We start from the raw sequence: 23,449 nt of genomic DNA, 5'->3' as shown, positions 1-23,449 counted from the left end.
AATTGAATATAGATATTTATAAGTTTTTATCAAATTAATCTTGTGAAAAAGAATCAAGAGGTCAAGAATCAGGAATTAAGAGAAAAAACGACATATTATCTGTCCTGACTCTTGATTCTTGACTTCTTGACTCTTAAACCTAAAGCTTCCCGTAACCAACAAAAGTCAACAGATCTGCTACTTTGCCGAATTTATTGTTTTATTTATAACATTTAATAATGACTTGCTCCCAAAATCATCTCCCATCAGCTGCCAGATCATCACCCCACCGGCATTTTGTAAAGCAAGTGTTGTTTTGTTTTTAATTGTGGGGATCCCGTTATAATAAATGATGCCGCCACCTGTAACGGTTACCTCATCGGTATTTTCCGAACCAGGATATTGTGCTGCAATGTTACTGAAATTCATATCAGCAGGTGCACCTGCTCCAAATCCATACCCATAAAAAGGCACGCCAAGGCAAAGCTTTTCTTTGGCTATCCCCCTTGTGTTTGTCCAGTATTCAAGGTCGGAAACCGCCATATCATATGGAGCATGCTGCCCCGGATTTGCCGGTCGCCATGGGCCGGTTTTATCATACGACATGATATTTATAAAATCATAAACAGCCAAAGCCTTATCTGTGTATTGTGATTTATATGCGGTAGCAAAAGCAGATGTAAGCAATTTATTTTTCGACTTTAACGCTACTGATAACCCCGTAACAAAAGCTTCATAATTATTATCAATCCGTTGCCCTTCAAGGTCGACATCAACGCCATCCAGGTTATTATCTGCAACTAGTTTTACAAGGTTGTTAATAAGAATATTACGCAACGGATCTGATAAAAGCGATGTATAATACTCCGGTGCAGACCCTCCTCCTATCGATACCAAAACTTTCGTATTTTTTGCATGAGCAGCAGTAATAACGCTCGCCAGTGCAGGTGTTACTGTAAAATTTGCTTTTGCATCCGGGTTAATAAAGGCAATATTCAGGTAGTTTATCCTGCTGAAATCAAAACTGGCGCCCGCTCCATTTTCAATACTGTGAACCGTTAGATAGCCAACAACCCTAAAATTTCCATTTTTCCGGACGCTGTTCAATCCACTTGCCTGGGCACTGCTCCTTTTGCACCCTGTTAGCAGGGAAAAAAGGACTATAACCGTTAAAAATTTATTCATATATCTCTTAGGCATGTATAGCATTGTTTACAGCCGTAATATACAATGTATCTATTAAATAACAGATCGCTCAATAACGGCCTGATATTCCGGGTTAAGCAATTTTATTTTTCATTGATAGCCACTTAGAGCCATACACAACTCTTTTATAAAAAACTTGCCGTTTAACAACGTTAATTTTACATTGTGTACACAAAATGATATTAAATCACTGGCTATTTATTAGCTACTATTATCATTTTCAAGTATTTTCGCTTTTGTAAACAAGCATTTATTAACCCCTGATAATGCGGCAATACATCATCCTTAACCATGAAATTTATATTACCAGGCTCATCTCTCAGAAATATAGCTGTCTTATTTTTATTTCTCCTAAGCTCTTGCCTTCAAAAAAACAACCCTGTTCATGATAAATTAAAAAAGCAGTTGCAAATTACTGACAGCCTTATTATTGCGGGTAAAGGTGATAGCGCTATGCTGCTTTTAACAAAATTACGCAAACAAATTCCTGGTTCCGATCCCCTTATATGTACTTATTATCATCTGCAGGCTGATCATTACTTTTATAAGCCTGCTGTTATGGATCTATATGCCGACAGCTGTCTTGACTTTTTTAATAATTCAAAAAATATTGAAAAGTATCCTGACGAATACTTTCAATCTTTACTTATTAAAGGAGATGCCTGCTTTAGGACTAAAAACTATTCTAAAGCGCTTGATTATTATTATAAAGGCCAAAAAGTATTGTCATCTGGTATTTGTGATAATGGCGAGCTGGCAAGTAAAATTGGCATCATTTATTTTACACAAAAAAACTATTTTGTGGCTGCCAAATATTGGGCAGAAAGCTACAATAAGCTGGGTTTATGTAATAAAAACATCACTGCTCAAAAACTATTTTTTATAAAACAGGGAACCCTTAATAACACCGGCTTTTCTTATGAAATGGCGGGTAAGCTTGATAGTGCAACTGCTTACTATTTAAAGGATCTGGATTTAATAACTAAAACCGACAGCAATAAACTGATAGGCAAACATTATATCAATACAGCCAGTGTGGTTGTATATGATAACCTCGGGGGCGTGAATTTAAAACAGGGAAACCTTAGTATCGCCAAAAGCTATCTGACAAAAAGTGTTACCCTTGTTGGCGAAGATCCGGACGGTGCTATTATTCCGCCTTTGTTAAAACTGGCCGAATTATACATAAAATTGGGTGATAATTTAAAGGCAAAAGAATCTTTTGATAAAAGCAGGCAAGTGTTTGATCATTTACCCGCTGATAACGAAGAAGAGTATGTGATTAAATGGAACAAGCTATATGCCCAGTATTTGTATAAAATTAACCAACCCGGGGCAGCATATCATTACCAGGATGTTTATATTAAACTAAAAGACGCTTTAGATACCAGATCTGCTAACCTTTACAGCTTAAACGTAGAACAGGAGCTTCACAACTTACAGCAAAAACAAGCTTTAACCAGCCTTGAACAGGAAAACAAAGTAAAAAAAATATACCTGGCTAGCTCTGCAATATTTGTTATTTTTTCACTAGTGCTCATTTTTATAATTAATAAAAACCTCAGAAAATCCAAAGAAAGTCAGGCAGAAATTAATCAGCAAAATCAGCACCTGCAGCGCACACTTGGTGAATTGGAACATGCTAACAAAAACTATATCCGCATTATGCGTGTAATGGCGCATGACCTGAGAAATCCTATTTCAGGTATAACCGGTCTTGTGTCACTCATGCTTGCCGAAGATGAGTTTTCAGAAGAGAACAAGGGTATCCTTAAGCTCATAGAAACAACAGGATTGAATTCAATGAAAATGATAAACGAATTGCTTAATTCGGGCCTGGCAGATGAAAATGAAAAGCTGGTAACACAAAGGATAGATTTAAATTCGCTGCTTTATGATTCTGTTGAACTACTACAGTTTAGGGCACAGGAAAAACAACAGACAATAATTTTCAATCATATTAACACGCCAATAATAGCCGAAGTAAACCACGAAAAAATATGGCGGGCAATTAATAATCTAATTGTAAATGCTATAAAATTCAGTCATATTTCCGGGATAATCAGGGTTGGCATTCAATCAGAAAACAAGCGAATTCTTATATCGGTCGCTGATAACGGGATCGGTATTCCTGCTGATCAAAAAGATAGCGTATTTGAAATGTTTACACCTGCAAAAAAGAACGGCACCGATGGTGAGCAGCCATTTGGCCTTGGCTTATCTATTTCTAAAAAGATAGTTGAGATGCATAATGGCAACATCTGGTTTGAAAGCAATGCAGGCAACGGGACAATATTTTACATTGAACTGCCTGCGCTGGATTAAACAACCACAACTATTTATTAGTGCAATAGCAAATCATAACGTTGTTCTTTAAGCGGTTTGCCAAATGCAGTTGAATCAACCTCCTCAGTCAGCGTAAAACCTAGTTTTTTATAAATGCCTGCGGCGGTAAATTGCTCATTTGTTGTCCATAAATAGCATTTTTTATAGTTCCGTTCTTTCAGGAAATCCATATACATACCAACCAGTTTTTTCCCGAGGCCAATTCCGCGATAAGCAGGATCAAGGATAAAATAACGGAGTTGCGCAGTATCATCTCCGCGGTGCATTAATAACAGGAACCCCACTATCTTTCCATTGTATTCAGCAACCCATACACAGTCTTTTTCAGGATTATAATTTTTATAAAATTCATACAAGCCTGATGCTACATAGGCTTCAAAGATTACCCCGAAATTATGCTCTTCCCTGTACAGAACACCATGCATCCAGGTAACATACCCAATGTCGCCCGGCCTTAACGTTGTGCGGATAACAACATCATTTAAGTTGATATTATTAGTCATGTTTTTTTGTAGCTGATTTTTCTAAAATATTCCTGATGGCATCCATATGGCCTGTAAGCTCGTTTACTTCCTTTTCGGTAAAAGATGCAAGCAGCTCTGTAAGCTGTTGCACAGAGGCATTATTTAATTTTGAGAATTCAGCACTCCCTTTTTGCGATAAATGCAGGTAAAAAGAGCGCTTATCATATGCCGACTGCCTTTTTTCAATCAATTTTCTTTTTTCAAAGCTCTGTAACATCCGGCTCAAATAGCCTTTATCAAGATCCAGCAATTCAATAATAGCCTTCGCTGTCATGCCATCGGGATGATGATTCAACTCATACATTATGCGCGCTTCCGTCAATGAAAATTCGCTGTTTAAATATTGCTTATCCAGCAGGCCGATTACAGAGGTATAATACCGGTTAAATGATCGGATCCGTATTATCTTATCTTCAATCATAATGCAAATATATAAATACAGTTGCTTTTGTCAACTATATTTATATATTTCAATTAAAACTTATAAGCTGTTAAAGCAAATACCGGCGTTTAGTAGTATCTGCGTTTGCTAATTACTTAAAGAAATAGCTTACATGCAAAACCGCAGCAAATTTAGTACCCGGTGTAAAGGCTATTCCATCAACAGGGGTTGTTTGGTGTTGCAAACGGGTTAGCGTATCAAACTGGGTTTCCTTCCATTGCACATTAAATACGTTATTAATAGTTAAGCCAATTTCGTACTTAGTACGGGTGTAGTTAAACACCAGGTCATTCACAAAATAACCCTGTGCAGTAAGGCTGTAATCTTCGTTTGCAGGCCTGTCGGCTAAAAAGCGATAGCGCAAGCTTCCGTTAAGGCCATTTTTGTTGGTGTAAGTTATCCCGGCAGTGCTGCTAAAAACAGGCGCCAATGGTATATAGTTTTTCCCGGCAGGATCATCAAGCGATCGGCCATGAGCATAATTTACATCCAAATCAAAGAAAAAAGACTTTACAGGTTGGTACCGGGTCGAAAAATCAAGTCCTAAACGCTGTGTACGTCCGCTAAAATCTATCGTGCCTCCGTCGCCCCCGTAAACGTATTCCTTTTGCAGGTATATATACCAAAGGGCGGCATTTATTAATAAGTTCTCTGCTGGTTTAAACACAACACCCAGATCGGTTCCATAAGCTGCGGGAAGGGTTTGAAAGCCGTTTACCGCAACAACTACCCTTGCGTCGTTAGAATGAAAGCCCTTTCCCATTGAAAGGTAAACCTCCGTTTTATCATTAGCCTGGTAATAAAAATTTAGTTTAGGGCTAATAATATTGTTATGTGCTTTATACGCTCCTAATCCCGGCAAGGTGGTATCCCCGACAAATTTGTTATTGTACCTGTAAAAGAACTGATCGAATCTCAAACCTGCATTAATGCTGAATTTTTCATTGAATCTAAAAGTTTCACTAATGTAGGCGCCGCCACCAAACTCGGTAATATCGCCCAGCTTTATGCGGTTAAGTAAGGTGTATCTATCCTTTGTATGCGATAATTCCGAACTATCGGTAACATCCAAACGGGCGTTCAGGCCAATATCTGTAGTTATTTTAGTATTGCCCCAATAACTTTCATGCACATAGCTGCCATTATAACCATATAAATTACGGGCTTCTTTTTGCCTTATCTCATCACCGTTAATAGTATCAACTAAAAAGAAGGTAAAGTTGGTATGCAGATCGAATTTATAGCGGGTATAATAAAGCTGGTTTTTTATAATGGCATTATTGTTCAAGGTGGTTAGTAATTGGGCGTTAATATTGGTACGTGAGGTTACTCCGCCTTCTTTAGGGTCAAGCGCGCCATAAAAGCCTACAACATGCTGGTCAATTGCCTGATCGGGAATTTGCCCGGAGGCAAGCCAGGTACTGTACAAAGTTGAGACTGATAAGCTAAGTATATTATGTTCAGATAGCTTATTCTTGTATTTGGTGAAGAAATTGAAGCGCTTAAAATGCTGCGGGTTATCAAAATAACTGTCGCTATACCTGAACTCGGATGCGGCATACCATGATTCTCCTTTAGTCTTTGCCTTGTCATCTAATAAATTCAACATTGCCAAAGCTCTGAAGGTGTTAAACTGCCCGCCTTCCAGCTTTATGGTATTATTGCTAATGGCATCTACTGTATGGAAATCAACAAAGCCTGATGTTACCAGATCACCTTTTTTCGCATCGTAAGGGCCTTTTTTAAATTCGGTACTTTCTATTGTTTCGGGGATGATAAAATGACTATCGGCATATCCCTGCCCGTGAGCGTGCGAAACCATATTAATAGGAATCCCGTCAACATAAAGGCCGATATCTGTGCCATGATCTGCATCAAAACCACGCAGAAAGATCTGTTCTGCCTTGCCGCCACCCTGGTGCTGCCCGATAAATAAACCGGGTACAATGCGCAATACTTCTTGCGAATTGGAGATGCCCCGCATTTTAATATCCGTTTCGCTGATGGCTTTGTAGGGGTTTCCGGCATCGGCCCTCACAACAACGTCCGCCAGCTGGGTTTGGTACGTTATCAGACTGATAGTTTGTCCGTCTTTAAAACCTGATACATCAAAGGTTTTCTTTTCAAAACCAACGGCAGTAACTAGTATAGTTTTTGCTGCAGAGATGTTTTTAAAAGTAAAACGGCCTATCTCGTTAGTCACTGTGGTAGTATTTGTGGGTAATAACACAATTGTCACACCACTAACAGGTTCATTGGTAACACTATCTATAATCTTGCCGTTAATATTATGCTGCGCGAATAAAAAATTGCTGATAAATAATAATAAACTGAGCACAGCAATTTTCTTCATAAAAAGCTCAACGCTATTATTTAACCGGACCGCGAATTTAAGTTTCTTAAGCAAGGGGAATAGATATTAGTCAAAGGTTTTAGGCATTTACGTAGTTTGCTTATGCAGGGATTTAATTATTCATTTTAAATGATGATGGTAGTTGTAAAACTGTTACCTCTGTATTTACGTAACTTATTCTAAAAACCTGGCTTATGAAGTATTTAGTTGGTGCAATTTTAATGGCATCATTTTTTATCTCCTGTAAAAATCAAAATTCTAAAATCGTTTCAAAAGTTTACGTTGACAGCCTCATCAACCATTATACTTTACCCCAACAGGCAAAAGATAATGAAGCGGATCTGGAGTTTTGGAAAAGCAGGATTGACCCCAAACAATCGCGACAGGTAAATGAATCCAAATACGCTTCAACTTTAATAGCGAGGTTTCATCTTTTTGGCGATATACAGGATGTAAAACAGGCAGAAGCGATTTATAAAAATATCAATAAAACATATAACAGCTCCCTGGCATCACCATTTGTTGCATTAACCTCGTCAGCAATGCTGCAGCATCATTTTAGCCAGGCCGATACGCTGCTTGAAAAGGCCAAAAAGATAGGGGTTGACAATTTTACCCTTTATACGCTTTCGTTTGATGTGAATTTTGAATTGGGCAGATATATTAAATCAAGTTTATATTTAAACAGTTTAAAGTCTGACAAGGATTACAGCTATTATTTCAGGCGATCAAAATACGATCACTTTAATGGCACTATTGATAGCGCCATAAGCGGAATGATGCAGGCAGCTAAGCTTGCAAAAGCTTCACCTTACCTTAAAGGGATTGCTTTATCAAACGCAGCAGACCTTAATATTCATGCAGGCAAACTGCAAAAGGCAGGCGAGATCTATAAAGAATGCCTCAGGCTAAACAGTGCTGATTTTCACAGTATCCTTGGTTTGGGTTGGCTTACTTTAGTGCATGATAAAAACGATACCCTCGCCGAGCGCCTTTTTAAATTTGTGCTGACAAAAAATAAGCTGCCTGATCCACTTTTTAAATTGTATCAAATGGCCCAGGAAAGAGGCGATAAATCACTTGAAAAAAGATACGCTAATGAGTTTGTTGCAAAGTCAACAGATACTGTTTATGGCCAAATGTATAATAAATATGTAATTGAGATTTATACCGGTATTTTGAATAATCCGTCAAAAGCCGAGGATCTTGCAAAAAATGAATTAAATAATCGCGCAACACCACAAACCTATGCATGGTATGCCTATACCCTATTTGAAAATAATAAGAAAGACGAAGCCTACAAAGTATTTCAGCAGCATGTATCAGGCCAGCCGCTTGAAGGGCTTGAACTATATTATATGGGTAAAATGATGAAAGGGCTTGGCAAAGGATACAACGCCGGCGAGTTTTTTAAAGCTGCGGAGAAAAATAAATACGACCTAAGCCCAGACCAGGAAAAAGACCTTCAAAAAAGTTTAGAAGAATAACCTTTGTATTGTCCAGTAAGTAGCTATTAAAGCTATTATGACAGATAAAGGGATCACAATGTATTTGCGGTAATAAGGCTTATCTCCAAAATACCTGGCTAATAAAAAATAGGCTGTTATTATTACCGTTAATTGCCCAAGCTCAACCCCAACATTAAACATTACCAGCGAGATAAGGTAAGAGTTCTTAGGCAGTCCTAATTGCCCTAAAGCGCCTGCAAAGCCCATTCCATGTACCAGCCCGAATAAAAATACCACACCTATCCGCGAGGTTTTTAGCCTTGGTGAAAAGATATTCTCCAAAGCCACATATAATATTGACATCGCTATAACAGGCTCAACAATTTTGGCTGGCGGCGTAATTACATGATACATTGCCAAACCCAGTGTAACAGAATGAGCTATTGTAAAAGCTGTTGCCTGCCATAACACTGGTTTTAATTTAGGACTTAACAAAAACAAACTGAGTATGAACAGGATATGATCAAACCCCAACGGAAGAATATGCTTATAACCCAGGCCAAGATATACCAGGGCGGCATCCGCTTTCGACATCTTTTCCAGTTCGCCCACAATTACATGTGCCCAAAGCGGCTGACTAAATAACACCAGCAATAAAGCTATCCCCGCTACGCGACTGTATTGAAGTAATTGGCTTTTGATATTATCTTCCATTAAAATTTTGATAAGCTAAGTAAGTATAAATTAATTGGATAAATGGAACCTAAAACAAAAGCCGGGAATTACCCCGGCCTTTTATTCAGATAGATTAAATTAATATTACCAGGGTGCGGCCTCGTAAGGGAATGAAGTTGAAAATGGTTTATCATTACCATTAACATGATCTGATGTTAAACCCGGGTTTTTAGAGGCATCAGGACCGCCGAATATTAAAATTAAACTTACATCAATAACATCATCCGTCAGGGTTCTGCCTGTCAATACGTTTGTTCCGTCATAATAAGTAGTTTTACCGGTTGTGGAAACACCCAATACATCGGTTGCTAAAACACCTGTAAATGCTGAAGCAGATAAGCCTAATAAGTTGGTAGTGTACGCACCACCATTATAGGCCTGAAGCTGGGTTTGAAATTTTGCCTGGTAAGCAGCCCCCATTACAGATGGTACAGTTACGTTAAAATTATCTTTATCGGCAGCGCTAACAAAAACGGTAGCAATACCGGGACGGCCTACCTGGTCGCCTGCTACTGAAAACACTTGTCCGGTATTGGGATCACCTGGTGTAACTTTCTTATCTTTATGGCAGGCGCTTAGCGTAATGGTTAACGCGCAAAGGCTGATTATGCTGTATAATATATTCTTTTTCATGATCTTGATTTCTTTCTTTAATTAATTATTTAGTTTTTGTTTGTAACCAGACACCCAATTTACCGGTGCTGTTCAACATGCTTTTGGGTACTTCAACCACAACGCTCAGCACATTTGTTCCGGCGAAAGTATCAGTTCCGGGATTGTTAAAGCCTGAAGCTGTTCCGCCGACAATTTTGTGAAATTGATCAAGGTCAAAAAAGAAAGGATCATCTCTTGGGCCTGCAAACGCTTTAATGCCGGTTGATGAAGTTACAGTAACAGCATCAGCGCCATAAGGTGTAACAGGTACCACTACAGATGCCGTACCCACTACAGTACTTGATGTACCCGGGCTAACAGGTTTTACCGGCCCGTATATGTACATTTTGCCGCCTTTATAAACACATTGAATTACCAGGTCTTCAACATTGTCGCCGGTGTTGTCAATCTTAAATTCAATCATGGTGTTTTCGTCAAATGAGGCGGTTTTGGTGGCCGTGGGACTTAATAATCCCTGTACGTTTCCAACAAAAACAAGATTGCTGGTGTTCTCACCCTGAAACACGTACAGATCTGTAATGTCTGTACTCTTTCCTTTTACGTTGGGTGCATCGGCATGATCCGATGCCCACAAGATCCCCCCGCCAAGTACTAATGCCATGGCAGCGGCTGCAATAATAAGTTTAGTCTTTTTCATTTGTAATCTTTTAAGTTATAGTATGATTTTTAAAGAATTACGCAGCCTTGCAGCAAACGGATTTAATAAATATTATTTACTTACTCCTCTGGGGAATAAATAATATTACCAATTAAAAACACAATGAAAATTGAGGTAGCAGCATTGAATCTAAAGCATAATGCAGCTATAAAAGTTAAAAAAAGATGGGAAGAAAGAATAATGCTCCTGACGGGAGCGATTATAATTATATATAAATAACCATATTTATAATTTCAATAAATAATCAGGAATTTGGCAATGGCCAGTGAAAACAAAGCCCGTATCCGTCCGGATCTTTAAGGGTCAATGCCTTCCAGTTGTACCTGGTAATTTCGGGTTTACTAACAGCTACATTATTGGCTTGAAGATGCTCATATAAAGCATCGGTATCCGGGCAGCCAAAGTATAAAGTCATGTCTTCATGAGCTGCAATCCGGTCTGTATCTGGTTTTAAGGGTCTAAATGCGCTTTCATAAGCAGTATTCAGCATCAGTTCAATCTCATTGAGCCTTAACAGCACCCAATCTACATCATCTCCTTCTCCAGATGACATTGCAACAGAAAAGCCTAACAGATCCCTGTAAAATTTTAACGACACAGGCATATCAAACACCGATATAAGCGGGGCCATACCTTCAATATCATTTTTATCAAAAGGTTTTTCTTTATCCATTTTGGTATTTAAGGGCCGTTGAGATCAATATTTAACTAAGTTAAAAGTTTATTTATAATTTTCCAGTAACGCTTTTACCCGTTCGTTAAAGTTTGAGGTGTTAATGCCTGTAAATTTATTTACCACAGTAAAATAGTTATCATCTCCCCTGCCGCAATTAATCAATTCCTTTATCCCGGTAATTCCTTGCTTACGTTCTACCTCATCGCAAATAAGGCTAGCTAATAATGATCGTACCTTTAACTGCCCGGTAAGGATCATAGGGTTTTTGCTAAACAATTCGAGTAAGCTTGCTTGCGGATGCTGCAGAAGATATTCTTTTAACTTTGGCACCAATTGTTTCTGGGTTATCATTTCGCCATGCTCATCAGTATAATAGGCATTCCCCCAACTATAGGCAATTCCCTCTTCTGCTGCCGAATTACGGGCGTTCTTTCTGACTTTTGCTGCATAATAATGGAAAGTATCATGCGAAAAATCCTCATTATGCACAATAGAAAAAATGGTGTGGGCATCTACCCCATATCCATCACTTACAATGCCTGCAGATTCCCTGTCATACCCGTAACCAAGCAAGTGTATTATTTCCTGGTAATTATTGCACAGGTAAAAATCAAATTGTTCTGGCTTTAGGCCCAGTTTTAATGCAATTCTTGTATTTGCTTTATCAAACCCCTTAGCCCTTAAAATATTTATATTATCAGCGTAATGATAGGTTATATTACCTGTTTTAACTGTTTTCCAACTACGGGTAAGGTAATAAACAGGGATAGAGAAAGTAGTACTGTTACTATCAACAGCGGCAACCAAATCAATTATTGCCCTGACAGGATTACCTGTAGAAACATTACTTATAAAAGCCAGTGAAATAAAATACTGATTACCTGTTACAGGGTATAAATTTAAAAGCGTTGGGTTATAATAATGCTCACCCTTTGCATTATTTTCAATGCCTTTGAGATCTTTGAAAACCGATAAGCTTAATGCAGAACCAACCTGGTTTATTTCAATTGATTGAGGTGTACCTTTACTAATATGCAACATTAAGGTATCAAGGGCATTCAGTAATTTCAACTGTGTTTGCCCTGGCACTGTTGTATGCAGCTCAACACTTTTAACAATTGGCGTTTGTGCCGATACAAGCCCGATATCTAAAATAAAAATCAGGAATACAAATAAGTGTTTCTTCATTTATTTGGCAAACTGAACCTTTATACCGCTTACCTGCTTAATGCATCGTGCCGGCTTTTTTTCATCCTGTACAATAATACGAAATGGGCCGTCAGCAGGCAACAATGGTTTGCCATCAACTTTATCAGCAAGTATGATCATCCGGTCTGTAAAATCCTTATCCAACTCAGCAAGTGCGAAAACAACCTGGTAACCATCGCTGGCTGTAACCTGTACAAATTTGGTAAGGTTTTCGCCGCGCAGGTCTTTTCCTAATGTAACGCCAGCTTTTTGCAAGATCTCTGAAAGTATTACACCTGAATAAGTATGATCTTTTCCATCCCTGTCTTTTCGTGTAACTTCAGTTTGTTTAAATTGCTGTAGATCAGCTAATTTTAAGTCGAGAGGTAAAGTTACCTCACCTGTTACTTTTACAGATGCATCCTTAGTAGTTGGCTGTGCTTTTGTTAAATAAGCGTTTATAAAAAACGCGAACAGCGCAATTATTATAAATGTATATTTCTTCATTTGGAGTTGGATTTTGATTTTTTCAGTGCGATTGTTTTATTCGGATCAGAAAAACGCGGGTCATTAATAAATGTTGAATCCGTAAGCATGTTTAAAAATGCAATGATATCCTTTTTCTCATCCGGCCTTAAATGTAAGGTCTTCCCGCCTATATCGTTTGATTCTCCGCGTAAAAAAGTACTTAAAGCCTCCGATTCTTTTAAATGATCACTGTAATGATCTACAACTTCTTCTAAGGTTTTAAACCTGCCATCGTGCATATAGGGAGAAGTTAAGGCTATATTCCGCAGGGTTGGCACTTTAAAACGACCACGATCTGCAGCCAAACCTGTTAAAGACTCGATACCTACATCTTTAGGAATACTATCCAGCCCGTTGTTGTGAAAAAGTTCGTTATAGGTTTTAGGGCCGCCATGGCAATGTGCACAATTAGCTCCGCGGATGCCCTTTTCAGGATTAGGTCCGTTCATGAACAAATTCATCCCGTTCAGTTCCTGCCTGGTTGGCAGGTAAGCGTTTTTTAAATATTGATCATACCGTGAATTACACGAAATAAGCGTGCGCTCAAACTGTGAAATTGCTTTGCAGATCCTATCACCCGTTATGGTTTCATTACCATAAACCAGTTTAAATAGAGCAGGATAAGTAGCTGTGTTACTGAGTTTTTTAACAGATACATCCAGCGATTGACCCATCTCATGCGGATTAATCATTGGGGTAATTGCCTGATCTTCCAAACTACCTGCCCTTCCATCCCAAAAGAACTTTCTTGTCCACAACAGGTTAGCCAGCGACATGGAGTTTCGGGCAGTTAGTACCTGGTCAACACCCTCACTAAGTGCTTTACCATCAGTAAATGCTTTATCCTGCTGATGACAACTGGCACATGACAGGGTATTATTTGCTGATAGCTTCTTCTCATAAAATAATAACCTGCCCAAATAAACCCCCTGTTTGGTGGTTGGGTTATCATCAGGAACATTAATGCGGTTCCCAAAATTGGCAGGATATACCAATTGATAAGGCCCGGTTTCAATAGCATCCCTAATTGTAGTCCATGCCGATAAAGCTGTTATCAACAGTAAAAGCACAAGTATAACAAAGCCTTTATGCCTGATAAAAACAATGTTATACTTGTTTATCTTCATTCGTTTTAAATATAAGAATCAAGAAGTCAAGATATAAGAATCAAGATAAATAAAGAAAGTAAACGTATTAATCTTATGTTGATCTATTTTTTCTCTCTTGCATCTTGATTCTTGAATTCCTGACTCTTTTCCCCCACTAATAGTTATAGATAATATTAGCAAAATAGTTCCGTCCTTCTTCCGGGTAACCTTCAACAAGCGTATAATTTCTGTCGAACAGGTTATTTACTCCCCCTTCAACAGAAAAGCCTTTGGCCAGCGATAAATGCACCTTTGCATTGGTTAAATAGAATGCACCCGATACGGTTCCATAACTGGTGCTGAACCTTTTTGAATCATATTCTTCAGAAGCCAGGATATACAACTTGCTGATGGGTTTAAATTCAAGCGAGGCAAACACTTTATCCCTTGGCACATCTGTAAAGTAGATCTTCGGAGCTGATAAATTATTGCGAACAATGTGTGTATAATTCGCATTCACCTGGAATTGCGTACTGATGGCATAGCCCAAAGCCAGCTCCGCTCCATAATATTCTGCCCGGCCCACATTTTGAACCTGTGAAACAGAAGTATTTGTAGCTGAATTGAACTGTACATTATTAACGTTTTGAATACTGTTATTTATTTTGCTGTAAAAACCGGATGCTTCAATACTTAGCTTACTTGCCAGTAAAGTATGGTATGTCAAATCGTAATTTAAAGCATCTTCAGCTTTCAGATCAGGGTTTGGGATAGCCGTACCAAATCGGTATGAATACCTGTCTTTAATAGTCGCAAAGCGGGTTTTACGGGCAACAGAAAAGCTCAGCGCATTATCCTTATCAAAATCATATTGCAATAAGCCTTGTATGTTCCATGCGCCGTTGCTGTTGGCTGGCAGATCGGAAACTACCCCACCGGTATATTGTTGCGCCTCGCTGCTCCTCCTGTCGTTATAGCTGATCCCGGCGTTTGCTTTTAAGGCTGATGTGATCTTGTAGGTATCCTCGGCCCCTATATCAAAATTATTATCGGCATCCCTTCTTATTGGTTCACCAACATTATGCTCGCGATGTACGTCCTGCTTGTAATGACCTGCAATGCTGAAATTGTTGTTCTTTATGTCTGTGTTTTCGAATATTAAGCTTGCTCCCAATGTATAATCGTTATAAATGCTCTTAAAAGCATAAGGTTTGCTTATAGTTGTATAAGTAGCATTATCATAGCTATCAATCTCATTTTTAAACTGGTTATAATACCAGCGGGTTTTGATAACATTGGTGCTGTTCAGTTTGTTATTACTCAGCAAATAAAGGCCCTGCGTATCCCAGTTTGGCCATTTCCAGTAACGGGCGCTTTTTGAAAGCGAGTTTAACGGATCATTCCCGGCATATACAGGGGTACCCTTTGTACCATGCTGATAACTATACCCAATGGCATATTCCTGGTTTGCGGTTGGAACAAAGCCAATTTTACCGCTTACACCAATATCATTGCTGTAAGAATTATCCCTGTGCCCGCCATTTTCATTTTTTGTTGGGATGTAGGATGACGAAAGCGGGTAATAATTTCGTTTTAATTGTGATGCTGATAGCTCATAATAGAACTTGCCCAAATTACCACCCAGGTTTGTATTTAAACGGTATCCACCATTTAACCAGCCCGCAACTACGTTTGCCTCAAACTGGTTCACCGGCTTGCGGGTAACCAGGTTAATTGCGCCGCCCTCGGCATTCGGGCCGAATAACACCGATGAATATCCTTTTGCCACATCAATTTCCGAAAGGTTAAAGGTATTGTACCTTCCCAAATCAACATAACCATCGTATGGCACATAAAGCGGCACGCCGTCAAGGTAAATGGGCACCTGCCTGATATCAAAACCACGTACATTTATTGCCGACTCATTACGCGCACCAACAGCGGTTAAAGTAATCCCTGGCAATAAGCTTAAAGCTTGTGATACAGTGAGTCTGTTATATAAATTTATTGAGGCGGCATTTAGTTTATTTGACTTTAAACTGTCGCGGGTTCCTTTAATGGTTACCTGCCCCAGTTGAAAAACGCGCTTACCGGTGTCGGTTTTTTGCGCATTAGCCTTTATAGTAACCAGGGTAATAAAAACGAATAATAAATTGAGTAAGGTTTTTTTCATACAAAGCGATATATTAAAATTTATATAACGCAAAAATGGGAATATGTTTTCTTTTATTTACAATTAAGTAATATTAAAATTTACAGGTTGATCTCGCTGCTATTTTCAGCCAAAAAGGCCTTTAGTTTAACCTGAAAGGAATGAAACTGGCTGATCACTTTAAGTCCGTAATCTGTTACTACAGCGTTCCCGCCGCCTTTGCCCCCTCTGTGTGATATTACAACAGGCGATGTAAAATGTGTATTCATATGGTTGATCAGGTCCCAGGCTTGTTTGTATGACATTTTCATCTGCAATGCAGCCTGCCGGATAGAGCCTGATTCTTTGATCCTTTCCAATAATTCAACCCGCCCGTGTCCCAGTATTTTCTCACCTGCTGTTTCTATCCAGATGCGGCCATCAAGATTAAATTTTGAATCATTCATAAAAATAAAGGTAGCTTATATTTCAAACCATTCCATCCATCTTTTTATCAACGCTACCCTATCCTTTAAAAACTTAGGGCCGAAAAAAATGCTCGACCAATCATCAAAATTATCATACTGAAACCCAAGATAAAACACCCAAAACGCAAAGCCCAAATAAGGAATAGACTTAAGCTCATCATAATGCAAAGGCCTTACCTTGCGGTAATTCTCAACAAAAACAGCGAAAGCGGAGTCGGCTTCTTCCCTCGTTATTTTCCCTGAACTTGCTTCTAAAAAGTAATGAATATACAATATGGTTATATCATTTGCCAGGTAGCCCTTTCCTGCAAAATCAAAATCAAAAAAGGTAATGTTATTGTCCCCGTCAAAATGAAAATTCTTTGGCAAAAAATCATAATGGCAATAACCATAACTAAAGTTGGAATAATCAAACTGCCCGAGCTTTTCAATTACTTCTTTTGCAGTATCAGTTAAATAAGCATATTCATCAGGTAACTCATCAAATACGCTTTTTATAATTTTAATGGGCTCGGTAATGGTTGTATCTGTATCAAATACTATCCGCCTGTAGCTCAGCTCAATATTGGCAGTTATGTTATGTATTACTGCCATCTCCCTGCCCAACACCACTAATTGCTCATTATTCATGGCGTTAACCACCTTTCCCATGGCATAAGTGAATAAAACACCATATCGGGTGCCTTCGGCAGCATTAAAAGCCTGGATAACATCGCCCCTAATATCTTTTATCGGGTACGAGACTTTTGCCCCTTTATCAGCCAAAATAGTAAGCAGCTCAACCTCGCCTTTTATCTCATCCAGCTTTCGGTGCGCATCACGATAGATCTTAAAAATGTATTTGTCTGTCCGGTTCTCCACCAGGTAAGTATCACTAACATTACGGATAAGTAAACGGCAGGATGTATCTATAAATCCATAACGTTCTGAAAGAAACCCATTTAAAGCAATTGACGAAAGCGTGGAATACTGCGTCGGAAAAATATCCATTAATTAGTAATTGTTTTATTAATTTAACATGAGACATAAGCAAACGGCCATCCCCTCTTAAACCCTTCTCCAACCGCGTTGAGGCGAAGCGCTAGTTTGTGTATCTACGCTGACAAGCGTTCCATTTTTATGACGGAACACCCGGAACGCAGTGAAACATACTGATTATCAAATATTTAGCTATTTATAAAGAATTAAATAGGTGTAAGTTGCTTATAATCAGAATGTTCCACCAACCTTTATATCGAACTTACATTCATTTAATCACAAAAACCTTTCAGCTTTTATCTTTCGCCTTTAACCTCTCCCCTTAAATATTACCCTTCTTTAATTCATCTGCAGCAAAGTTAGCAGCTCGGGCCGTTAATGCCATATAAGTTAATGATGGGTTTTGGCAGGCCGATGAAACCATGCAGGCGCCATCAGTTACAAACACATTTTTAGCATCCCATACCTGGTTATGTTCATTAAGCACCGATGTTTTAGGGTCGCGTCCCATCCGGGCTGTACCCATTTCATGGATCCCATCGCCCACATTGTGCCCTCTATCCCATGAGGTAATGTTTTTAACACCTGAAATTTCCAGCATTTCCCGGGCCTCTTTCACAATATCTACCCGCATCTTTTTTTCATTGTCCTTTATTTCGGCATCCATCGCTAAAATTGGCAAACCCCATTTATCTTTTCTATGCGGATCAAGCGTGATCTTATTTTCATGATACGGCAACAGCTCGCCAAAGCCGCCAATGCCGATTGACCATTGCCCCGGTTCGGTAAGTGCTTCTTTAAATGCTGACCCTATATTAAGCTCGGCTACGTTTCTGCTCCATCCATCACGGCTTGCGCTGCCCTGGTAACCAAACCCACGCATATAATCGCGCTTATCGCCAAACAAATTAGCAAAACGTACTACGTAAATTCCATTAGGTCTTCTTCCAAAATAATATTTATCCTCATAACCTTCAACTGTGCCCGATGCACCGAGGTTATAATGGTGATCCATAATATTATGACCAAGCTCGCCACTGCTGCTGCCCAATCCACCGTGCCATACATCTGTAGCCGAGTTCATTAAAACCCATGCGCTATTTAAGGCTGAAGCATTTACAAACACAATTTTTGCATGGTATTCATAGGTCTGATGCGTTTCGGCATCAATGATCTCTACGCCTGTTGCCTTTTGCGTGTTCTTATCATAAATAATTTTAGTAACAATTGAAAACGGCCTCACCGTTAAATTGCCTGTAGCCACGGCTGCCGGCAAAGTAGATGACTGTGTGCTAAAATACCCTCCAAACGGGCACCCCTCCCAGCATCTGTTCCTGAAATGGCAGGCAGTTCTGTCCGGAATAGCTTCGGTAAGATTGGCGCTGCGGCCAATTATCATATGCCGGGTATTGTTATAATGCTTTTTAATGCGGTCAGCAACATCTTTTTCCACAACATTCAGATCCATAGGCTTCAAAAAATGCCCATCGGGTAATTGCGCCAGGCCTTCTTTTGATCCGTTCACTCCTGCAAATTTCTCTACATGGTCATACCATGGCGCCAAGTCTTTATATCTTATTGGCCAGTCAATTGCCCAGCCGTCTTTGGCATTTGCTTCAAAATCAAAATCGCTCCAGCGGTAACTTTGCCTTCCCCATAAAATGGAACGCCCACCCAACTGGTACGACCGCCACCAGTTAAAAGGCTTTATCTCGGTATATGGTGCTTCCTGTTCATTAACCCAATAATCCATAATAGGCTCCGTAGCTCCCCATCCGCGCGAAATTACAGGACGTACTTTTCGCTGTTCCTGCGTAACACTTCCGCGGTGCTCAAATTCCCAGGGGTCTTTTGCTGCTGATTTATAGTCTTTCAGGTGCTCAAAATTACGACCGCGCTCCAGCATAATGGTTTTTAAGCCCCTGCCGGTAAGCTCTTTTGCAGCCCATCCGCCACTTATCCCCGAGCCTATAACAATTGCATCGTAAGTATTATTGATCTTAGCCTTGCCGTTTATATTTACAGTATCTGCTGCCATAATTTAAGTTTATTTATTGGTGTAAGAGCGTAAAAAGTGGAGAACTATTGGTTATACAATAATATAAATTTGTGTTAACTAAGCAAAGCATTAAATGTTTAATAAACAATTATGGGCAGCCAGTTTGGTTAATGGAGTCACAACATTTATACAATCCACCTACCGGCATCTTAGCCGCGAACATTTATAGGCTTACGTAAATGAATATACATTACGTTATAATGCTCGTAAATTTACCACTTCATCGCGTTCCGATTTTGTATTAACAAACTTGGTATGTTGTTTAACTTATAAAGAATTGACAAAATGAGTAAAAGAAGATATGTTAAAAGAGCTATAAAGCCCGAGCCGGGACCTGTGATACTTACTGAATTTAACAGGAGTTTATTACATCTTCTTAAGACTAAGCCGCCTAAGAAAGAAGACTTGCCGCCGACTGAAAAGGATAAATAATTTGGTTATTGAATGGCAAAAAGTATCTTTATTAAAATAAGACCTAAATGCCACCACCCCCAAATAATAACCCCGGCCAAGATAAACCTAAGCCTCCTATATCTAACAGGAGTAAAAACACCCCTATTGTTAATATTTCCGTAAATACCAGTTTAGATCAGGTAAGAAACGAAAACGCAACAAACTATGAACAAAATACCGAGAATAGACATGTAGTAATAAACTTTTCTAATCCACAAAGCGATAACAGCCCACAAATTGACGCTAACAAAATTGCCAACAGGTCTGTAATTATTAATTGTGGGCTTTTCATTTTCACCGCAATTCTTGCCGGGATTTCCATTTGGCAGGGGTGCTTGACAAGGCAATCTATATCCATTGCGGAGCGCGTTTTTAAAGCAGACACAACCAATGCAAACAAAGTCTATACTCAATCTCGCAAAGATGCTACGGAAAGTGATAAACGAGAAGATGAAAGAGATAAGCGAGCTGAAAAAAACCTTAAACTTCAGGATAGTTCGCTTAACGCTCAAATAGCATCTCTTAAAGAAACTCAGAAACAATTTAAGGCCCAAAACGAACCATATCTTCAAATAAAAATAGATACAATTTTGGTTAGAATGGATACCCAGAAAGTTTTCTATTCTATCTCCAATGCTACAAAAACACCTGTTAAAGTTTTGAAGAGCAAGTGTTTTATTTACATTGATACAATTAATAAAAAGAAAGACATTGATACAATAAAATTCAGCATAAAAAATTTTTATATAACTGAATCGCTTCCTTATAATGGATCGATTACAGGAAAAATAAAACTTACTAATGATTGGTTTAGATATTTGACGGTTTATAAAAAAGCATATGTATATATAGATGGGGTAGTTATATATGAAAATATGGTTGATAAAAATGTAAGAGAATATAAGTATGTCGTAAAAATTGTTAATACGTCTACTGAATTTCCTTATCAAGAATTTATAAGGTCTGAAAATATTGATTTGAAATAATTTTCTCATAGTGTAACATTGTATGTTATTGCCATTTTGTTAATGCAAATAGCCAAAATTACCGACATACTACAAAATTTAGTAAATTGCACCCATACTAAAACTTATGAGCATATCTACCTATGGCTTACAGGATATAAAGAAAGAAGTTCAGCATTTGCCGCATGAGCAATTGGCTGAGCTTTGTCTGCGCCTGGTTAGGTATAAAAAGGAGAACAAAGAATTGCTTGCCTACCTGTTGTTTGAAGCCAATGATGAACATGCCTTTGTTGAAAAGGTAAAGGCCGAAGTTGGTTTTATGCTGAGCCAGCTGCCATCGCATAGCTACCTGGCATCAAAAAGTGTACGTAAGGTTTTAAGGCTGATTGGTAAATACACCAAATTTATAGCTTCAAAACCTGCAGAAATTGACCTGCTTTTAAGCTTTTGCTTTAACTACCTGCAATACATCAACAAAAACACTTCTTACAAGCCCTTAAGGTTGATATTAATGAGGCAGGTGGACAAGATCAACGCAAACATTAAAAAACTACACGAGGACCTGCAGTTTGATCATAGCCAGGAATATAACAGGCTGCTTGATGAGGCCGAAAATAAATTTCCATGGTTTTACAAGAATGACTATTTGTTGTAACATCTTTGGGGTTATAAAATCTAACTAATAAAAATTAACTGATAGTGGCAGAAAAAGAAGCAGCTTTTAAGAAGATTTATGAAGCCAATTCAAAAAAAATCTACCATTTGTGTTATGGTTACACCGGGGATGATGATGCTGCGAACGACCTTTTACAGGAAACATTTTTAAAAGTTTGGCAAAACCTTGATAAATTTCGTAACCAGGCAATGATCTCAACCTGGATTTATCGTATTGCTGTTAATACCTGCCTTACTTACCTGCGTTCGGAGAAACGACAGGCAAAAGACGAGCTTACACTTTTTATTGCTGAGAACAAAAAAGAAGAACTATCTGAAAAGAATGAGCAGGTCGTCTTGCTTTATAAGTGTATATCGAAATTGGAAGAATCAGAAAGAATTATAATTACACTGGTGCTTGATGAAGTGCCATACCCCGAAATTGCGGATGTTTCGGGGATCTCGGAGGGGAATTTAAGGGTGAAAATATATCGTATTAAACAGAAATTAACAGAATTGTATAACCACTATGAAAGAGTTTGAGCACTTAATGTCGGTTTGGCAGGGACAGCCAAAACCCGACAAGCTTTCGGTGGACGAGGCGCTAAAGCAGGTAAAAAAGGGGATCCGCGGTATAACCAGCAAGTTATACTGGGGTATTGTGGCAATGATTGCTTTAATAGTCTGCGCCTTTATCATTACCTTCTTTTTTGCATTTCGCTCTCCTGCCACTATTATAGGCATCCTGATTATTTTAGTTACTATGCTAATGTACCTGTCCCTCATTATACGTCACTATCATATCCTGAATAAGCACGATCTCACCCAAAACCCAACCGAATATTTAAACACCCTTAAAGCTTATCAAAAAAACCGCAGCAAAGTAATAGGCTGGTTTTATTATTTATTTATGCTGTTGATAAGTGTTGGATTGGCATTGTATTTTGTCGAGGTGCTGGAAGATGCCCCCCTTTACTTTAAGCTGGTCACTTACGGGTCAATAATTTTATGGTTCCTGTTCATCACCTTTTACCTTAAGCCCCGTATGTTTAAAAACGAAGAGGAAAAACTGAACCTGATGATTGACAGGCTGATCAGACTACAGGAACAGTTCGATTGATTGATTTGAAAATGTGTTGATTTGAAAATTTGAATATTATATAAAAAACTCCGCGTACTTTGTGCCTCCTCTGCATCTCCGTGTTAAAATAACCGCAAAGATCACAAAGAGGGTGCGGAGATCACTAAGTTAAAATACCAATGTCGCCTAATAAAGTAACCATCCAAAAAGCTGAAATGACAGATGCAGCTGTACTGCTTGATTTCAGTAAAACAACCTTTTTCGATTTCTTTGGCCCACTGAATGAGGTCGCAAACATGGAAGCTTATTCCTCCGTTGCTTTTACATCACAAAAAATACTGACTGAACTGATCAACCCCGATTCTGAATTTTATTTTGCTATGCTTGATAATGAAGTAGCTGGTTATTTAAAGTTAAACTTTAACGATGCCCAAACCGAGTTCAAGGACGAAAACGCCATGGAAATTGAACGAATTTACGTATCGCGCCAGCATCACAAAAAACGTATTGGCCAGCAACTATTGGATTTCGCAGTTGAAACCGCCACTAAAAAGCAGTTTGAATACGTTTGGCTGGGCGTGTGGGAGCATAACGCCAATGCCATAGGCTTTTACCAGCACAACGGCTTTGAAGTATTCAGCAGCCACGAATTTTTCTTGGGCGATGACAAGCAAACGGATTTGTTGATGAAGAAGGTTTTGAACTAAGATTTGTAGGATTAAATGATGTAAGGATTCCTATCTCGAGTTAATTAATTATGCATCAAACTTACGAAGTTTTAAAAACTTCGTAAG

General features: G+C 38.7%; 22 protein-coding genes. 7 read left to right on the top strand and 15 right to left on the bottom strand.

The annotated features are described in order from the left end of the window. Positions 1-177: 177 nt before the first annotated feature. Entirely contained in the window at positions 178-1,164 is a 987-nt protein-coding gene (locus tag BUE31_RS02695) for a glycosyl hydrolase family 18 protein (RefSeq protein WP_073400004.1), read from the bottom strand. Between the two features lie 312 nt (positions 1,165-1,476). On the opposite strand from BUE31_RS02695, the gene BUE31_RS02690 reads away from it, so the two are divergent. Continuing rightward, the gene (locus BUE31_RS02690) at positions 1,477-3,510 is read left to right on the top strand and encodes a tetratricopeptide repeat-containing sensor histidine kinase (protein WP_073400002.1); all 2,034 of its coding nucleotides are present in this window, start codon (positions 1,477-1,479) and stop codon (positions 3,508-3,510) included. Positions 3,511-3,527: 17 nt separating this feature from the next. On the opposite strand, the gene BUE31_RS02685 is transcribed toward BUE31_RS02690, so the two are convergent. From BUE31_RS02685 to BUE31_RS02675, 3 genes are all read right to left on the bottom strand, one after another. Next, entirely contained in the window at positions 3,528-4,034 is a 507-nt protein-coding gene (locus tag BUE31_RS02685; protein WP_073400000.1) for a GNAT family N-acetyltransferase, read from the bottom strand. Then, positions 4,027-4,476, bottom strand: a complete 450-nt coding sequence (locus tag BUE31_RS02680) for a MarR family winged helix-turn-helix transcriptional regulator (protein WP_073399998.1) — start codon at positions 4,474-4,476, stop codon at positions 4,027-4,029. Before BUE31_RS02680 ends, BUE31_RS02685 begins: the two co-directional genes overlap by 8 nt. 112 nt (positions 4,477-4,588) lie before the next feature. Next, the gene (locus tag BUE31_RS02675) at positions 4,589-6,850 is read right to left on the bottom strand and encodes a TonB-dependent receptor (RefSeq protein ID WP_073401602.1); all 2,262 of its coding nucleotides are present in this window, start codon (positions 6,848-6,850) and stop codon (positions 4,589-4,591) included. Positions 6,851-7,044: 194 nt separating this feature from the next. On the opposite strand from BUE31_RS02675, the gene BUE31_RS02670 reads away from it, so the two are divergent. Then, positions 7,045-8,337 (top strand): tetratricopeptide repeat protein, encoded by a 1,293-nt coding sequence (locus tag BUE31_RS02670; protein ID WP_073399996.1) that lies wholly within the window; start codon positions 7,045-7,047, stop codon positions 8,335-8,337. Here BUE31_RS02670 and BUE31_RS02665 read toward each other — a convergent pair. The 11 genes from BUE31_RS02665 to BUE31_RS02615 form a co-directional block, all read right to left on the bottom strand. Beyond that, positions 8,326-9,012, bottom strand: a complete 687-nt coding sequence (locus BUE31_RS02665) for a HupE/UreJ family protein (RefSeq protein WP_073399994.1) — start codon at positions 9,010-9,012, stop codon at positions 8,326-8,328. The two genes, BUE31_RS02670 and BUE31_RS02665, sit on opposite strands and share 12 nt — an antisense overlap. A gap of 105 nt (positions 9,013-9,117) precedes the next feature. Further along, a complete protein-coding gene (locus BUE31_RS02660) occupies positions 9,118-9,666 on the bottom strand; it encodes a DUF4331 family protein (protein WP_073399992.1) in 549 nt (182 codons plus the stop codon). A 25-nt stretch (positions 9,667-9,691) separates the two neighbouring features. Continuing rightward, positions 9,692-10,345, bottom strand: coding sequence for a DUF4331 family protein (locus BUE31_RS02655; RefSeq protein ID WP_073399990.1), 654 nt, complete (start codon positions 10,343-10,345; stop codon positions 9,692-9,694). Between the two features lie 265 nt (positions 10,346-10,610). Further along, positions 10,611-11,039 (bottom strand): VOC family protein, encoded by a 429-nt coding sequence (locus BUE31_RS02650; protein ID WP_073399988.1) that lies wholly within the window; start codon positions 11,037-11,039, stop codon positions 10,611-10,613. A 48-nt stretch (positions 11,040-11,087) separates the two neighbouring features. Continuing rightward, positions 11,088-12,230: a hypothetical protein gene (locus BUE31_RS02645; protein WP_073399986.1), complete on the bottom strand. Its 1,143-nt coding sequence runs from the start codon at positions 12,228-12,230 to the stop codon at positions 11,088-11,090. Next, positions 12,231-12,737 carry a molybdopterin-dependent oxidoreductase gene (locus BUE31_RS02640; protein WP_073399984.1) on the bottom strand — a complete coding sequence of 169 codons (507 nt, stop codon included), beginning with the start codon at positions 12,735-12,737 and terminating at the stop codon, positions 12,231-12,233. Beyond that, a complete protein-coding gene (locus BUE31_RS02635; protein ID WP_073399982.1) occupies positions 12,734-13,885 on the bottom strand; it encodes a cytochrome-c peroxidase in 1,152 nt (383 codons plus the stop codon). The genes BUE31_RS02640 and BUE31_RS02635 overlap by 4 nt, the downstream gene beginning before the upstream one ends. A 136-nt stretch (positions 13,886-14,021) precedes the next feature. Beyond that, positions 14,022-16,019: a TonB-dependent receptor plug domain-containing protein gene (locus BUE31_RS02630; protein WP_073399980.1), complete on the bottom strand. Its 1,998-nt coding sequence runs from the start codon at positions 16,017-16,019 to the stop codon at positions 14,022-14,024. A gap of 80 nt (positions 16,020-16,099) precedes the next feature. Next, positions 16,100-16,444: a winged helix-turn-helix domain-containing protein gene (locus BUE31_RS02625; protein ID WP_073399978.1), complete on the bottom strand. Its 345-nt coding sequence runs from the start codon at positions 16,442-16,444 to the stop codon at positions 16,100-16,102. Between the two features lie 15 nt (positions 16,445-16,459). After that, a complete protein-coding gene (locus BUE31_RS02620) occupies positions 16,460-17,455 on the bottom strand; it encodes a phosphotransferase enzyme family protein (protein WP_073399976.1) in 996 nt (331 codons plus the stop codon). A 310-nt stretch (positions 17,456-17,765) separates the two neighbouring features. Further along, a complete protein-coding gene (locus BUE31_RS02615; protein WP_073399974.1) occupies positions 17,766-19,481 on the bottom strand; it encodes a GMC oxidoreductase in 1,716 nt (571 codons plus the stop codon). Between the two features lie 500 nt (positions 19,482-19,981). Here BUE31_RS02615 and BUE31_RS02610 point away from each other — a divergent pair, with 500 nt between their 5' ends. From BUE31_RS02610 to BUE31_RS02590, 5 genes are all read left to right on the top strand, one after another. Further along, complete coding sequence (locus BUE31_RS02610; protein ID WP_073399972.1) at positions 19,982-20,941, top strand: hypothetical protein; 960 nt, start codon at positions 19,982-19,984, stop codon at positions 20,939-20,941. Positions 20,942-21,047: 106 nt separating this feature from the next. Further along, entirely contained in the window at positions 21,048-21,575 is a 528-nt protein-coding gene (locus tag BUE31_RS02605) for a hypothetical protein (RefSeq protein WP_073399970.1), read from the top strand. A 44-nt stretch (positions 21,576-21,619) separates the two neighbouring features. Next, positions 21,620-22,117: an RNA polymerase sigma factor gene (locus tag BUE31_RS02600; RefSeq protein ID WP_073399968.1), complete on the top strand. Its 498-nt coding sequence runs from the start codon at positions 21,620-21,622 to the stop codon at positions 22,115-22,117. Then, the gene (locus BUE31_RS02595; RefSeq protein WP_073399966.1) at positions 22,104-22,694 is read left to right on the top strand and encodes a hypothetical protein; all 591 of its coding nucleotides are present in this window, start codon (positions 22,104-22,106) and stop codon (positions 22,692-22,694) included. The genes BUE31_RS02600 and BUE31_RS02595 overlap by 14 nt, the downstream gene beginning before the upstream one ends. A 140-nt stretch (positions 22,695-22,834) precedes the next feature. Next, positions 22,835-23,362 carry a GNAT family N-acetyltransferase gene (locus tag BUE31_RS02590; protein WP_200801850.1) on the top strand — a complete coding sequence of 176 codons (528 nt, stop codon included), beginning with the start codon at positions 22,835-22,837 and terminating at the stop codon, positions 23,360-23,362. The last annotated feature ends 87 nt before the right edge of the window (positions 23,363-23,449 follow it).

The sequence above is a fragment of the Mucilaginibacter sp. OK098 genome (assembly GCF_900142915.1).
Classification (GTDB): Bacteria; Bacteroidota; Bacteroidia; order Sphingobacteriales; family Sphingobacteriaceae; genus Mucilaginibacter.
The sequence above is the reverse complement of the archived record's forward strand: the minus strand, read 5'-3'. Positions and strand labels throughout refer to the sequence as shown.

What these genes read in the sequence shown, in the direction of transcription:
- BUE31_RS02665 (WP_073399994.1), bottom strand. Translation starts at nt 9,012, where the DNA reads ATGGAAGATAATATCAAAAGCCAATTACTTCAATACAGTCGCGTAGCG.
- BUE31_RS02695 (WP_073400004.1), bottom strand. Translation starts at nt 1,164, where the DNA reads ATGAATAAATTTTTAACGGTTATAGTCCTTTTTTCCCTGCTAACAGGG.
- BUE31_RS02690 (WP_073400002.1), top strand. Translation starts at nt 1,477, where the DNA reads ATGAAATTTATATTACCAGGCTCATCTCTCAGAAATATAGCTGTCTTA.
- BUE31_RS02640 (WP_073399984.1), bottom strand. Translation starts at nt 12,737, where the DNA reads ATGAAGAAATATACATTTATAATAATTGCGCTGTTCGCGTTTTTTATA.
- BUE31_RS02655 (WP_073399990.1), bottom strand. Translation starts at nt 10,345, where the DNA reads ATGAAAAAGACTAAACTTATTATTGCAGCCGCTGCCATGGCATTAGTA.
- BUE31_RS02625 (WP_073399978.1), bottom strand. Translation starts at nt 16,444, where the DNA reads ATGAATGATTCAAAATTTAATCTTGATGGCCGCATCTGGATAGAAACA.
- BUE31_RS02645 (WP_073399986.1), bottom strand. Translation starts at nt 12,230, where the DNA reads ATGAAGAAACACTTATTTGTATTCCTGATTTTTATTTTAGATATCGGG.
- BUE31_RS02605 (WP_073399970.1), top strand. Translation starts at nt 21,048, where the DNA reads ATGAGCATATCTACCTATGGCTTACAGGATATAAAGAAAGAAGTTCAG.
- BUE31_RS02595 (WP_073399966.1), top strand. Translation starts at nt 22,104, where the DNA reads ATGAAAGAGTTTGAGCACTTAATGTCGGTTTGGCAGGGACAGCCAAAA.
- BUE31_RS02635 (WP_073399982.1), bottom strand. Translation starts at nt 13,885, where the DNA reads ATGAAGATAAACAAGTATAACATTGTTTTTATCAGGCATAAAGGCTTT.
- BUE31_RS02590 (WP_200801850.1), top strand. Translation starts at nt 22,835, where the DNA reads ATGTCGCCTAATAAAGTAACCATCCAAAAAGCTGAAATGACAGATGCA.
- BUE31_RS02680 (WP_073399998.1), bottom strand. Translation starts at nt 4,476, where the DNA reads ATGATTGAAGATAAGATAATACGGATCCGATCATTTAACCGGTATTAT.
- BUE31_RS02615 (WP_073399974.1), bottom strand. Translation starts at nt 19,481, where the DNA reads ATGGCAGCAGATACTGTAAATATAAACGGCAAGGCTAAGATCAATAAT.
- BUE31_RS02660 (WP_073399992.1), bottom strand. Translation starts at nt 9,666, where the DNA reads ATGAAAAAGAATATATTATACAGCATAATCAGCCTTTGCGCGTTAACC.
- BUE31_RS02630 (WP_073399980.1), bottom strand. Translation starts at nt 16,019, where the DNA reads ATGAAAAAAACCTTACTCAATTTATTATTCGTTTTTATTACCCTGGTT.
- BUE31_RS02620 (WP_073399976.1), bottom strand. Translation starts at nt 17,455, where the DNA reads ATGGATATTTTTCCGACGCAGTATTCCACGCTTTCGTCAATTGCTTTA.
- BUE31_RS02610 (WP_073399972.1), top strand. Translation starts at nt 19,982, where the DNA reads ATGCCACCACCCCCAAATAATAACCCCGGCCAAGATAAACCTAAGCCT.
- BUE31_RS02670 (WP_073399996.1), top strand. Translation starts at nt 7,045, where the DNA reads ATGAAGTATTTAGTTGGTGCAATTTTAATGGCATCATTTTTTATCTCC.
- BUE31_RS02650 (WP_073399988.1), bottom strand. Translation starts at nt 11,039, where the DNA reads ATGGATAAAGAAAAACCTTTTGATAAAAATGATATTGAAGGTATGGCC.
- BUE31_RS02675 (WP_073401602.1), bottom strand. Translation starts at nt 6,850, where the DNA reads ATGAAGAAAATTGCTGTGCTCAGTTTATTATTATTTATCAGCAATTTT.
- BUE31_RS02685 (WP_073400000.1), bottom strand. Translation starts at nt 4,034, where the DNA reads ATGACTAATAATATCAACTTAAATGATGTTGTTATCCGCACAACGTTA.